This is a genomic window from Deinococcus radiotolerans (assembly GCF_014647435.1).
Classification (GTDB): Bacteria; Deinococcota; Deinococci; order Deinococcales; family Deinococcaceae; genus Deinococcus; species Deinococcus radiotolerans.
The window spans coordinates 355,119-367,406 of record NZ_BMPE01000003.1 but is presented as its reverse complement, the minus strand read 5'-3'; the positions used below and the strand labels follow the sequence as shown (position 1 = coordinate 367,406).

The window sequence follows — 12,288 nt, the reverse complement described above, 5'->3', positions numbered from 1 at the left end:
TAGATGTCGCGAGTTCGAATCTCGTCTCCCGCTCCATGTATGGCCCCCACCCTACAGGTGGGGGCCTTTTGTTTTGGTCAGCACACCATACTTCGTGCGGTAAGTCTTTAACTGAACTCACCAGCGCCTTCCGTGGATCTGGAAGCTCCAGATCCTCAATCGTCCAGTGCGGCGAGGAGTCGATGGGTGGCTTCGTCAAGCGCAACAACACTAAGAGGCGTGAGTGGAATCACCAGATGCTCTTCCAACTGGATGTAAGGGGGCAGAAGGGCCTCTACTATCGTTCGACCTGCTAAAGTAAGGGTGATTCTGACACTTCGCCGGTCTTGTGCTTGTGTGGACCGCTGTACCAGGGCTCGTTCCTCCAGCCGGGCAATGCGGTTCGAGATGGCTGGTCCGTGGACAGCGCAGGCCTGGGCCAGTTCGCCCGGTGTCAATCCTTCAGGCGGCGCGCTTCGGTACAGCGCCAGCAGCAGATCCCATGCAGCGGCGTTGAGCCCGTTGGATTCGAGAAACTGGTCCAGCTGCGCCTGGAGTCGCTGCCCGAGGCGGGTGAGGCTCAGCACCCGTAGCATCGGTTCGACGTTCAGGTCCGGTCGCGTCCTGCGCCAGTCGTCGTTCAGGCGCTGCATGAACCGGTCGCTCATGGCATCTGCTTCAGGAGCCCCGGTACGTGCTGTACGACCAGGGACTGACGAGGAGTGGGACGTGATAGTGCGCGTCGGTGTCAGCGACCGTGAAGCGCAGGGTAATCTGGTCCAGAAACGGCGGGTCGCTGGCGTGCAGGTCATTGAAGTACTCGGCGACGAGGAAGGTCAGTTCATAGGTGCCGGGCTCCAGCTGGCCGCGTGCGATGAGGGGTTCATCGGTCCGGCCGTCCGCGTTGGTGGTCGTCCGGCTGAGGAGCGTGCGGTGCTCCCCTAGCACGGCGTTCAAGGCTACGGGGATGCCCGCCGCGGGGCGGCCGCGTGCGGTGTCGAGTACATGGGTGCTGAGGCCAGCGCCGCTCACTCGCGTTCCACCCAGCCTTCGATCACGCCGTACGGTTCGGCGTCGGCGTGGAAGATCACGCCGGGGTTGTCCAGGCCGAACCGGTCGAGGGGATAGAGGATGTGGTGCCGGTTCGGGAAGGAGAAGAAGATCCGTTCGATGTCCTCGCAGCGGGTGAGGACGGCCTCGCCCAGCCGGTACAGGGTGTGCTGCATGCTGTGCGAGTAGTGGTCGGGGAAGACGTCCATGAGCGTCTGATAGACCTGCGCCCAGGTGGCGTCGTAGTCGGGTTCGTCGGTGCGGTAGGTCCAGCGGGCGGTGACGGTGGTGGCCAGAATGCGGTCGGTGGTCTCGGGCAGGGTGGTGAACTGGTCGCGGTGAAAGCCGGCCCAGCCGCTCTGAGTGGTCTTCAGGATATAGAGCTCGTCGATGCCGCTCTCGACACTGAAGGTCTGACCGTCGCCGGTGACAGTGGCGGTGTGTTTGGGCATCTGCCGCACGAAGGCGTGGTCGTGCGGGGCGCCGTGGCTGGGCATGCGGTCCCAGGTGTGTTGCACGAAACTGGCCCGGGCGGACGTGACGCGGGGGCCGCGCTTCACGAAGTGCCGGATGAGGTGCTTGCCGAATGCCTCGATGCTGCCGGTCAGGCCGTCGCGGGCCAGGGCGTAGATGGTGTTGCGAACGGTGTCGGTGGCGACCAGGTCGGTGTTGTCCCCGTGGGTGTGGGCGGCGCCGAAGTCGCCGGTCATGGCGACGCGCACCTGCACGTCCTTGATCTCGTGGCGGGGCTGATCCCGGAAGACCTTGAAGAGGCGCACGTCGGCCTTGCCGTAATTGTTCTCACCGAGTCTGACTTTCACGGGCATGGCACCCTCCGGGGCTGATGGGGCTGGGGTCATGAGGTCAAGGACGCGCAGGCGGGCAATCCGGCCGATCTCATGCAGGGCCGCCTCGACTTCCTGTTCGGGTGTGTGGGTGAGGCGGCGGCGCGCGCCTTCGAAGATGCTGGCCTTGGCGTGCTCGCGGACGCACACGACGTAGGGCAGGCCGAAGCGGTCGTGGTAGGCGGCGTTCAGGCGCTGGAATTCGTCGTACTCGTCCGGGCTGAGGCGGTCGAGGCCCGCGCTGGCCTGCTCCGAGGCGCTCTCCGGCGTGAGGTCGCCAGCCAGAGCGGCTTTCCCGGCGAGGTCCGGATGGGCGCGGATGAGGGCGAGTTGCTCTTCGGGGGTTCCGCCGCGCGCAGCGGCCGCGAAGGCAGCGGCGACGGCCTCGGCGTCCTGGTAGGGGCGGTTCCGTGCGACCTGCGCCGCGTAGTGTGGGGAATGCTCCAGTACACCTTTGAAGTGGGCCGTGAACTGCGCTTCCGGCAGGGTGTTGAGCTGATGGACAGTCAGGTGCGGCAAGGGAAGACCTCCGGGCAAAGCCAGTTCATTCGACGGCGAAATGATTAGGGGGCAGCGTAGTTCCGCCGCCCCCCGCTGTCAAGCACGCTCCGGTCCGCGCGTCAGCGGCTCTGCGTGTCCGCCGCGTCCCGCAGCGCGTCCCCCACGAAGTTGAACGCCAGGACGCTGATCACGATCAGCACGCCCGGCAGCAGCAGCCACGGGTGCAGGCTGAGCGTCTCGAAATTCTGCGCGTCTTTCAGCAGCAGCCCCCAGCTGGTCATGGGTTCCTTGATGCCCAGGCCCAGGAAACTCAGGGCACTCTCGCCCAGGATGTACCCGGGGAGCGCCAGGGTAGCGGTCACGATCAGGAACGAGCTGAGGTTCGGCATGATGTGCCGCAGGATGACCCGCAGGTCCGGCGCGCCGATCGCGCGGGCGGCCTGCACGTAATCCAGGCCGCGTGCGCTGATCACCTGCCCACGCACCACGCGCGCCAGACCCGCCCAGCCGATTAGTGCGAGCACCGCCACGATCCCCAGGTACACCCACGTGGAGGGCCACTTCGCGGGAATGATGGTGCTCAGGGCCAGCAGGATCGGCAGGCGCGGGAAGGACAGCAGGACCTCGACCAGCCGCTGGATCAGGTTGTCGACCCATCCGCCGAAGAACCCGCTGACGCCCCCCAGCACGATGCCGATGCTGAAGCTGATCAGGATGCCGATCAGGCCCACCGTGAGACTCACCTGCGAACCGACCAGCATGCGCGAGAGCAGGTCACGGCCGAACTTGTCGGTGCCCAGCGGGAAGTAGTACCCGTCCCGGACGCCGAACAGATGCCACTGGCTCTTGAAGACGCCCAGCAGCGAGTAGCGGCTCTCGCTGGGGTCGTCGCCCCGCACGAAGAACAGGACCGGGATGGGCCGGGTTTTGTCCTCGCTGAACGTACTGGCGAAGGTCACGGGATCACGGGTCTTCTTGAAGCCGTACACGAAGGGCCGCATGACTTTTCCGTCGTGCAGGATGTGCACCGCCTGTGGACGCTGGTAGGGGTACTCCTCGTGCTGCGCGGTGATGGAGTACGGCGCCAGGAACCCGGACAGGATGGCCATCAGGTACAGCGCCGCCAGCACCCAGGCGCTCAGGACGCCCGCCTTCGAGCGGCGGAAGCGGCGCAGGGCCATCTGGAACGGCGTGAGGCGGGCGGGGGCGCGGGTCGCCACAGGAACGGCCGTCACTCGAACCTCACGCGGGGGTCCGCCCAGGCGAGCGCCAGGTCGCTGAGCAGGTTCCCGATCAGGAGCAGCAGTGCGCTGAACATCAGCAGCGTCATGGCCACGAACTGGTCCTTGTTCAGCAGGGCGTCATACAGGTACGGGCCGATGGTGGGCAGGTTCAGGACGATGCTGGCGATGATCGTGCCGCTGATCAGGCTGGGCAGGCTCAGGCCCGCCAGGCTGATCAGGGGGTTCACGGCGTTGCGCACGGCGTGCCCCCACAGCACCCGCTGGCCGGTGGCGCCCTTGGCGCGCGCCGTGCGGATGAAGTCCTGCGACAGCACGTCCAGCATGGAGGCCCGCATCTGCCGCATGAGGCCCGCCACGCCTTCCAGGCCGATGGCGATCATGGGAATCCACAGGTGCGCCAGCAGGTCCAGCACGCGGGCGACACTCCAGGGCGCGTCAATCATGTCCGGGCTGAACAGGCCGCCCACGTTCGTGCCGCCCGTGCGCAGCACCAGGGCGATCAGCAGCAGCGCCACCAGGAAGTCCGGCGTGGCCAGACTCAGGTAGCCTAGGAAGTTCAGTGCGGCGCTGCGCTTCCCGTAGCGGTTCAGGGCCGTGTAGATCCCGAGCGGCACGGCGATCACCCAGGACACCAGCAGCGTCAGGACCGCCAGGAACACCGTCCAGCCCAGCCGCTCCCAGATCAGGCTGCTGACGGGACGGCTGTTCGCGAACGAGTACCCGAAGTCACCGTGCAGCACGATGCCCTTAACCCAGTTCAGGTACTGCGCCCACACGGGCTGATCCAGGCCCAGCTGCCGGGTCATGGCCTGCAGGGATTCCGGCGTGACGCGCGGATCCTCCCGGTACTGGTCGAGGAAACTGCCGGGTTGCAGCTGAATCACGGTGAAGCACACCACGCTGATCAGCAGCAGCGTGGGAATCATGCCCAGAAGGCGGCGAATGGTGTAGGTCAGCATGGTCGGGCGGATGACAGGTGAGCGGTGGCGGGCACGGGGGAACCTCCTCTGGAACAGGTGTGGGGGGCGGGTGCAGGTCCGGCCAGCTGACCGTGAACCTGCGCCCCACCCCCCATGGCCCTTACTTCTGGTAGATCAGCGGGACGGGGTTGTACCCGGGAATCACCCCGAGGTTGTACACGTAGTTGCCGAACTTCGTGCTGATCGCGCCGATGTTCTCGGGTTTGGCGATGGGCGTCACCGGGAGGTTCTGCGCGAAGATCAGCTGCCAGCGGGTGTACAGCGCCTTGCGGGTTGCGGCGTTGGGTTCCACGGCGGCCTTGTTGAAGATGTCGTAGATCTCCTTCTCCCACGGAGCCATCTTGGCGGTATTGGCCGGGTCGCCGTCCTTGGCGGGCTGCGGCGCGCGGTGCCAGTAGTACAGGCTGCCGCCGGGCTGCCAGATGGGGCGGCGCAGTTCCGGGTCGGGCTGGTCCCCGAAGGCGTGCAGGATCATCTCCCAGTCGCCGCTCTGACCCGTGGCGAGCAGGCGGCTGCTGAGAATGCCCTTGAGGTTCACCTTGACGCCCACCTTCGCGAAGTCACTCTGGAGGATCGTGGCAATGGCGGGGTACACGGCGCTGTCCGTGCCGTAGGTCAGGTCGATTTCCAGCGGCTGGCCGCTGGGCAGCAGGCGGATACCGGCGGCGTTGCGTTTCTTGAGACCCATGGCGTCCAGCGCGTCGTTCGCGTCCGAGAGGCTGAACGCGCCCAGCTGCCGGGTGGTGTTCGCGTAGAAGGCCTTGTTGGCCGGCGCGACCCCGTGCCCGGGGAGGCTGGCTAGGCCGTTGTATACGGTGTCGATGATGCGCTCGCGGTTCACGGCGCTCTGCATAGCGCGGCGGAAGCGCACGTCACTGAACACCTTGGCCAGGGCGGCGTTCTTCGCGTCGAAGTTGTACGCCACGAAAGGGGGGCTGCCGAACAGCGCCGTGGAGCGCATGACCTTGAAGGGCGCGCCCGCCACTTCCTTCTGCTTCAGGTCGGGGAACTGCGCGCCGGTCACGTTCAGCTGGTCGAGGTTCCCGGCGAGGAACTGCGCCACCTGCGCCTGCGGGTCGCGGATGATCAGGAACTCCAGTTTGTCCAGGTAGGGGAGCTGCTTGCCGGCGCCGTCCACCTTCCAGTAGTTGGGGTTGCGGACCAGCGTGACCTTCTGCCCGGCGGCGTAGTTGCTGAGCTTGAAGGGGCCGGTGCCGACCACTTCGGTTTCCGCGACGTTGGTGGGCCAGGCGCTGTTGATGTCGCCGGGTTTGGCGCCGCTCTCCTGGCCGTACTTGGCCAGTTTGTGCTGCGGCATGATGAAGTACCGCTGTTGCAGCAGGAACGCCGGGGCGGGGCGGGGGAGCGTGAAGCGCACGGTCATGTTGTCGACCTTGCTGATCGTGACGTCCTTGCCGCCCAGCTTGAAGTTCCCGGGGTCCCCGGCGCGGGACTCGGGGTTCATGATCATGTTCTTGTACGTGAAGATCACGTCGTCGGCGTTGAAGGCCTGTCCGTCACTCCACTTCACGCCCTGGCGGAGCTTGAAGGTGTAGACGGTTCCGCCGTCGGTGATGGTCCAGCTTTCGGCCAGCGCAGGCTCGATCTTGTAGGTGGAGAGGTTGAATTCCACGAGGCCGTCGAACAGCTGCTGGGAGATCAGGCCCAGGTTGTTGTCGATGGCGCCGTAGTAGAAGAGGCTCTGGGGGCTGTCGCCCAGCGGCAGGGTGTAGGTGCCGCCACTCTTGCCGTTCACGATGCCCAGGCTGCCGTAGCCTGTGAATTTTTTCGGGGCGGCGTGAGCGGTGCCGAGCAGCGCGAGGGTGAGCAGGGTCAGCGTGCGTACGTGCATAGGGAACCTCCGGGTGCGCGGGGTTGGACGCGGTGACTTGATTCAAAACAGCCTAATACCAATCCGCTGCCACTTGCAACCCTCTTGCAAAGAGGTTCCAGGGTGGTACGCTGAGCGGGATGCTGTCCTCGTCCTCCCTCTGGACTATCCCGCTCGACAGCGCCAGCGCCACTCCCGTGTACGTGCAGGTCGCCCAGGGACTGACGCAGCGCATCGAGAGCGGACAGCTGCGCCCAGGCAGCGCCCTCCCCGCTGAACGTGACCTCGCCGCGCATCTCGGCGTGTCACGCGTCACGATCCGTCAGGCCCTCGCCCTGCTCGCCCAGCAGGGTCTCCTGACCCGCCGCCACGGCAGCGGCACCTTCGTCACCCCACCCCCCCGCCCCGGCGACCTCCCCGCCCGCACCCTGGGCCTGCTGTCCTCCTTCTCCGAGGACGTGCGCTCCCGCGGTCAGCAGCCCGGCGCGCAGGTCCTGAGCTTCGAACGCACCCGGCCCACCCCGCAGGAGGCCATGAGCCTCGCCCTGTCCCCCAGCGAACTCGTCTACCGCCTGCGGCGCCTGCGCACCGCCAACGGCGAACCCCTCGCCGTGGAGGACTCCACGCTGCCCGTCAGTCTGGTCGGGCCGCTCGACGAGGCCAGCGTGCACGACGCCAGCCTGTACGCGCTGCTGGCCGCCCGCGGGCTCAGCCCCACCCGCGCCATCCGGCACCTGCGCGCCGTGAACGCCGACCTGACCCTCGCGCCCCTCCTGAACGTCACCGTGGGCGCGGCCCTCCTGACCACCGACCGCCTCTCCTGGCTGACCGACGGGCGGCCCATCGAGTACGCCCGCGCCCACTACCGCGGAGACCGCTACGACTTCGTCATGGAACTCCAGGGCGGCGCATGACCCGCGTGCTGGGCCTGATGAGCGGCACCAGCGCCGACGGCATCGACGCCGCCCTGCTGGACCTCAGCGGCTGGCCCGCCCTGAACGCTCCGGCCCCCCTGCGGCTGCCGGCCAGCCTGAGCGTCCCGCGCGGGCGGGTCGTGGCCCACACCTTCACCCCCTACCCGCCCGACCTGAGAGAAGCCGTGCTGCGCGCCGCGCGGAACGAGGGCACCCCCAGTGAACTCACGCAGCTGCACTGGGCCCTCGGGGAGGCCCTCGCGCAGGCCGCCGCGCCGCTGGCCGGAAACGCCGACCTGATCGCCAGCCACGGCCAGACCGTGCAGCACCACCCCCGCCCGAACGCCACGCGCGGCTGGACTCGCCCCGCCACGCTGCAACTCGGCGAGGCGGCACTCATCGCCCAGCACACCGGGAAACCCGTCATCAGCGACTTCCGCCCCGCCGATCTCGCCGCCGGCGGTGTCGGCGCCCCCCTGGTGCCCTTCGCCGACTGGGCGCTGTTCGCCGAGCCCGGCGTGACCCGGCTGCTGCTGAACCTCGGCGGGATCGCCAACCTGACCCTGCTGCCCGGCACCGACCCCGGCGCCGTGCAGGCCTTCGACACCGGGCCCGCCAACTGCCTCATCGACGAGGCCGCCGCCCAGGCCGGACAGACCTGCGATCAGGACGGCGCACTGGCCCTCAACGGCACTGTGCACGCCCCCACCCTGACCGCCTGGCTGGCCCACCCGGAACTTCAGCAGGCCCCACCCAGAGCCACCGGACGGGAGGTCTGGACCCTGGCCCGGCTGCCCCAACCCGCCCCACTCAGCGTCCCGGACCTGGCGGCCACCGCCACCGAATTCACCGCCCGCACCGTCGCCGCTGCCCTCCAGTGGCTGGCCACACCCCCGGACGAGGTCGTCGTGGCGGGCGGCGGCGCCCGCAACCCGGCCCTGACCCGCGCCCTGACCCGCGCCCTGGACCCCATCCCGGTACGGACCTTCACGGACCTCGGCTGGGACGCCCACGGCTTCACCGACGCCACGCGCGAAGCGGCCGCGTTCGCCTTCCTGGGCTACGCGACCGCGCAGGGCTGGACCAACACCCTCGCCCACACCACCGGCGCTGCCCACGCCGTCCACGCCGGGAAATGGACCCGCGCCCCTGGAGCCTCATGAGCCACCCGCTGAACACCGAGGCCCTGAACCCGGCCCACCCGGACCTCGACCTCCTCACCACCGAAGACCTCCTCGACGCGCTGCTTGACGACCAGCTGGTCGCCGTTGAGGCTGCCCGGCGCGCCGCTCCGGCCCTCAGTGGCGCCGTGCAGGCCGCCCTGCCCCGACTGCAACAGGGCGGCCGCCTCCTCTACGCCGGTGCGGGCACCAGCGGCCGCCTCGGCGTCCTGGACGCCACGGAGCTTACGCCCACCTTCTCCTGGCCGCCCACGCGCGCCGTCCCGCTGATCGCCGGCGGCGACCGCGCCATCCGCGAAGCCGTCGAGGGTGCCGAGGACGACCACGAGGACGGCCACGCGGCCCTGCTCGGCGCGCACCCAACCCCCAGCGACGTCCTCATCGCCGTGGCCGCCAGCGGCACCACGCCCTGGGTGTTGGGCGCCATGACCGCCGCCCGCGCACAGCAGGTCCTCATCATCGGACTGGCGAACAACCCCGGCACGCCCCTGTTGCACCTCGCGGACCACCCGGTCCTGCTCGACACGGGCCCCGAGATCATCAGCGGCTCCACCCGCCTCAAGGCCGGCACCGCGCAGAAGATCGCTCTGAACTCGCTCTCCAGCGCCCTGATGGTCCGCCTGGGCAAGGTGTACGGCAACCTGATGGTCGACCTCAAGGCCACCAACCTGAAACTCGAAGCCCGCGCCGCCCGCCTGGTCCAGCACGCCACCGCCTGCGACGAGCCCGCCGCCCACGCCGCCCTGCGCGCCGCGGACGGCCAGGTGAAAACCGCCATCGTCGCCCTAACCCTGGGCCTCACCGCGCAGCAGGCCCGCGCCCGCCTGGACGCCGCCCAAGGCAACGCCCGCGCCGCCCTGGAAACCCCGTGATTCCCGACCGGACCGCCGAACTCCTGCGGGCCGCCCTCGGCCCCAGCGGCCCCTCCGCTGTCGCGCTGGGCGTCGTCACCGCCGACGGGCAGCGCGCCACCCTGCACCTGGGGCACGTCAGCCACGGCGGCCGCGCCCTGACCAGTGACGACTGGTGGGACCTGGCCAGCCTCACCAAACCTCTGTTCACCGCCCGCGAGATCCTGCGCGCCACCGAAGACGGCCTCCTCGATCTGGACGATCCACTGGGCCGCCACCTGCTCGACCTCGCGTGGATGCAGGACGCCCCACTCCGTGAGCGCACCCTGCGCCAGCTGCTTACGCACACCGCCGGCCTGGGCGCCTGGGCCCGCCTCTACACCTGGGGCGACGCGGCCACCATCCGCGCCCGGTTCCTCCAGGAACCCTGGGAGGTCGGCCCCCCAGGCGAGGTCCGCTACTCCGACCTAGGCTACGTGCTCCTCGGCCGAGTCCTCGAACGGGTCCGGGCCCGGCCGCTGCGGGACTTTCCACTCGACCCCGGCCTGACCTTCACTCCCGACCCCACCGCGAGCGTGGCCACGGAAACCTGCCTGTGGCGGGAACGGACCCTCATGGGCGAAACCCACGATGAGAACGCCGCCGCCCTGGGCGGCGTGGCCGGCCACGCCGGACTCTTCGGCACCCTGGACGGCGTGCTGAACCAGGCCGAGCGCCTCCTGCGGGGCGGCTGGATCTCCGCCGCCGCCCAGCACCTGGTCCTGACGCCCCAGGTGCCGGAACGCACGCTGGCCTTCGTCCACGCCAGCCCCGGCTGGAGCGGCGGCAGCCTCAGTAGTCCCCACGCCGTTGGACACACCGGATTCACCGGCACGGGCCTATGGGTTGACCCGCCCCGCAACCGGGCATGGGTCCTCCTCACCAACCGAGTTCACCCCACCCGGCACGGTCCCTTCGATATCCAGGGCCTGCGCCGCGCAGTTGGGAATACACTCGCCGCGAACAGCGGTACGTTAAGACTTTTTACGTCACATTGAATTGTTAGAGAGGAACAACTGATAAATCATGGAAGTTCAGTGCATGTGAAGTTTCTGCCATGACAACAAAAGTAATCGGCTTTCAGCGCTCTACACCTCCAGAAGGGGGAGATAGCCAACCTGATTAGGGGTTCATGCTCTGCTGCGCGGCTCGTTAAGCTTCTCTTATGCGCCCGTCTGGCTTCACCCTCCTTGAATTGCTGATCGTGATCGGCATTCTGGGCATTCTGTTTGCGTTGTCATCAAGGTTGTCCCGGGACCCCTACGCCATGAACGCCGCCACCACCCGCCTGAGTACCCAGTTCAGCCGCGCACGGATGGAAGCGTTGCGTCAGAACGATTACATAGGCGTGCAGGTTGATCCGACCAATAAACGCTTTTTCATCTTCAGGGACACCAACCGCAATCTGGCGTACGACGCGGGCGAAGACATTCTTGGCGGGACACTCACGACGCTGCCATCCAGTGATTATCCCAACATTGTGTTCGCCACTGGGACGAGCAGCGCCAGCATGGTCTTCGACCCGCGTGGCATCTCGCGGTCCACCACGACGTTCTCAGTCACCCTGACCAACAGTGCGGGAAGCCGCAGTAAGACCGTGGCAGTCACGGCGCAGGGGAGGGCGAACATTCAATGAAAAGTGACGGACTCACCCTCATCGAACTTCTGGTTGTGATGGCGATCATCGCTGTGGCATTCACGGTGCTGGCGACTGGAGCGATCTCGAATCTCAGAGGCACGGCCACCTCTCGCGCCCAGACCCAGGTCAAGGGTGTGGCTGTTGCGGAGATGGAGCGTGTGGCCAATTTTGCGCTGTACGTTGACTCTACAAAAACCGCGCCGAGCGACAAGTACGCTTTCCTCTGGTACTACACCAACTGCTCAGGCAGCACCCTGCCCGCAAGATGCCAGGGGAGCGACACGGGGAAGGGGACCAGTTGGAAGATCGTCAGTGAGCGCAACGATGCCGCGACTGGCGCGGCGAAATACATGGCCGAAGGCCAGCTCCTTATTCAGGTGTCGGCGACGAACAGCACTGGAAGCAGTTACGCCATCACCAAACGGGTCAGCTGCTACGACGTGTACCCCGCCCCGAAAACCACTGCCCCGGATCCATGCCCCCCGGTTCCTATACTGGTTCCCGGAGGCGTGCTGTGAAGCGGGCGCCAGGCTTCACCCTTGTAGAACTCCTTCTGGCCATGACCGTGCTCATTGTCGTGGTGTCAGTTCTGGGTGCCTTCCTGACCTCGCAGAGCCAGCTGGCCAATCTCACCAATGCGCGGGCCAACGTTCAGGACAAGTCGAGGTACATTGCCACCGTCCTGACACAGGATCTCCAGCTTGCTGGCGCGAGCCGGTACGTCTCGGCCGCGAACGTCGTGAGCACCCTTCCTGCATTCGGTACCTGCGTCACCACCGCTTGCTTGACTGGCACGGACAACAATGAACTGGACACCATGACGGCGCGGTACATCACCAGTCTGCGGGACGCTGCCGTCGCTTGCCGACAGGTCAAATGGCGCGTCACTGCGGGAACCCTGGAGCGTAGTGACGTGACCTGCGGTCAATCTGACGACTACGTGGCCTTCGCATCGGGTGTGCTTGCCCTGAACATCCTGTACGTGTGCAGCGATGGCGACAAACTTGACACGCCAACATGCACAGCCCCGGTCGCCAGTAAACCGGCGCCGAGATTCACACGATCGGCTGTCATCACGGTCTACACGCAGTCTGATCGGTCTGTGTCGAACAGCTCGGTCAGTTCACAGGATGTAGCGAATGCCAGCACCTCCAAGACCGTTAGCTGTCCAACTCGACGCGTGTGCTTCGGCATCCAACAGGAGATCGAAATGCCTAACATGAAGGACAAATAA

General features: G+C 67.1%; 13 protein-coding genes. 7 read left to right on the top strand and 6 right to left on the bottom strand.

Annotation, left to right across the window (positions count from 1 at the left end; translation table 11 throughout):
* Positions 1-155: 155 nt before the first annotated feature.
* The 6 genes from IEY63_RS09575 to IEY63_RS09550 form a co-directional block, all read right to left on the bottom strand.
* On the bottom strand, positions 156-647 hold the full coding sequence (locus IEY63_RS09575) for a MarR family winged helix-turn-helix transcriptional regulator (protein ID WP_189068773.1): 492 nt from the start codon (positions 645-647) through the stop codon (positions 156-158).
* 10 nt (positions 648-657) lie between these two features.
* Positions 658-1,011 (bottom strand): hydroxyisourate hydrolase, encoded by a 354-nt coding sequence (uraH, locus tag IEY63_RS09570; protein ID WP_189068772.1) that lies wholly within the window; start codon positions 1,009-1,011, stop codon positions 658-660.
* Positions 1,008-2,393 carry a factor-independent urate hydroxylase gene (gene pucL / locus IEY63_RS09565; protein ID WP_229784611.1) on the bottom strand — a complete coding sequence of 462 codons (1,386 nt, stop codon included), beginning with the start codon at positions 2,391-2,393 and terminating at the stop codon, positions 1,008-1,010. Before pucL ends, uraH begins: the two co-directional genes overlap by 4 nt.
* Positions 2,394-2,494: 101 nt before the next feature.
* The gene (locus tag IEY63_RS09560) at positions 2,495-3,556 is read right to left on the bottom strand and encodes an ABC transporter permease (protein ID WP_189068802.1); all 1,062 of its coding nucleotides are present in this window, start codon (positions 3,554-3,556) and stop codon (positions 2,495-2,497) included.
* Between the two features lie 50 nt (positions 3,557-3,606).
* Positions 3,607-4,578, bottom strand: a complete 972-nt coding sequence (locus tag IEY63_RS09555; RefSeq protein WP_189068770.1) for an ABC transporter permease — start codon at positions 4,576-4,578, stop codon at positions 3,607-3,609.
* 121 nt (positions 4,579-4,699) lie between these two features.
* On the bottom strand, positions 4,700-6,451 hold the full coding sequence (locus IEY63_RS09550) for an ABC transporter substrate-binding protein (RefSeq protein ID WP_189068769.1): 1,752 nt from the start codon (positions 6,449-6,451) through the stop codon (positions 4,700-4,702).
* 119 nt (positions 6,452-6,570) lie between these two features.
* On the opposite strand from IEY63_RS09550, the gene IEY63_RS09545 reads away from it, so the two are divergent.
* The 7 genes from IEY63_RS09545 to IEY63_RS09515 all read left to right on the top strand — a co-directional run bounded on the left by IEY63_RS09545 (position 6,571) and on the right by IEY63_RS09515 (position 12,288).
* Positions 6,571-7,344, top strand: a complete 774-nt coding sequence (locus tag IEY63_RS09545) for a GntR family transcriptional regulator (protein WP_189068768.1) — start codon at positions 6,571-6,573, stop codon at positions 7,342-7,344.
* A complete protein-coding gene (locus tag IEY63_RS09540) occupies positions 7,341-8,507 on the top strand; it encodes an anhydro-N-acetylmuramic acid kinase (RefSeq protein WP_189068767.1) in 1,167 nt (388 codons plus the stop codon). The genes IEY63_RS09545 and IEY63_RS09540 overlap by 4 nt, the downstream gene beginning before the upstream one ends.
* Entirely contained in the window at positions 8,504-9,397 is an 894-nt protein-coding gene (locus tag IEY63_RS09535) for an N-acetylmuramic acid 6-phosphate etherase (protein WP_189068766.1), read from the top strand. The genes IEY63_RS09540 and IEY63_RS09535 overlap by 4 nt, the downstream gene beginning before the upstream one ends.
* Positions 9,394-10,413: a serine hydrolase domain-containing protein gene (locus IEY63_RS09530; protein WP_189068765.1), complete on the top strand. Its 1,020-nt coding sequence runs from the start codon at positions 9,394-9,396 to the stop codon at positions 10,411-10,413. The genes IEY63_RS09535 and IEY63_RS09530 overlap by 4 nt, the downstream gene beginning before the upstream one ends.
* Positions 10,414-10,580: 167 nt before the next feature.
* Positions 10,581-11,051 (top strand): GspH/FimT family pseudopilin, encoded by a 471-nt coding sequence (locus IEY63_RS09525; protein WP_373290907.1) that lies wholly within the window; start codon positions 10,581-10,583, stop codon positions 11,049-11,051.
* The gene (locus IEY63_RS09520) at positions 11,048-11,572 is read left to right on the top strand and encodes a prepilin-type N-terminal cleavage/methylation domain-containing protein (RefSeq protein WP_189068763.1); all 525 of its coding nucleotides are present in this window, start codon (positions 11,048-11,050) and stop codon (positions 11,570-11,572) included. The genes IEY63_RS09525 and IEY63_RS09520 overlap by 4 nt, the downstream gene beginning before the upstream one ends.
* Positions 11,569-12,288: a PilW family protein gene (locus tag IEY63_RS09515; RefSeq protein WP_189068762.1), complete on the top strand. Its 720-nt coding sequence runs from the start codon at positions 11,569-11,571 to the stop codon at positions 12,286-12,288. The genes IEY63_RS09520 and IEY63_RS09515 overlap by 4 nt, the downstream gene beginning before the upstream one ends.

Bases quoted from the DNA above. Each gene is read 5' to 3' on its own strand.
- IEY63_RS09525 (WP_373290907.1), top strand. From the start codon at position 10,581: ATGCGCCCGTCTGGCTTCACCCTCCTTGAATTGCTGATCGTGATCGGC.
- IEY63_RS09555 (WP_189068770.1), bottom strand. From the start codon at position 4,578: ATGCTGACCTACACCATTCGCCGCCTTCTGGGCATGATTCCCACGCTG.
- IEY63_RS09540 (WP_189068767.1), top strand. From the start codon at position 7,341: ATGACCCGCGTGCTGGGCCTGATGAGCGGCACCAGCGCCGACGGCATC.
- IEY63_RS09520 (WP_189068763.1), top strand. From the start codon at position 11,048: ATGAAAAGTGACGGACTCACCCTCATCGAACTTCTGGTTGTGATGGCG.
- IEY63_RS09535 (WP_189068766.1), top strand. From the start codon at position 8,504: ATGAGCCACCCGCTGAACACCGAGGCCCTGAACCCGGCCCACCCGGAC.
- IEY63_RS09545 (WP_189068768.1), top strand. From the start codon at position 6,571: ATGCTGTCCTCGTCCTCCCTCTGGACTATCCCGCTCGACAGCGCCAGC.
- IEY63_RS09575 (WP_189068773.1), bottom strand. From the start codon at position 647: ATGAGCGACCGGTTCATGCAGCGCCTGAACGACGACTGGCGCAGGACG.
- IEY63_RS09560 (WP_189068802.1), bottom strand. From the start codon at position 3,556: ATGGCCCTGCGCCGCTTCCGCCGCTCGAAGGCGGGCGTCCTGAGCGCC.
- IEY63_RS09550 (WP_189068769.1), bottom strand. From the start codon at position 6,451: ATGCACGTACGCACGCTGACCCTGCTCACCCTCGCGCTGCTCGGCACC.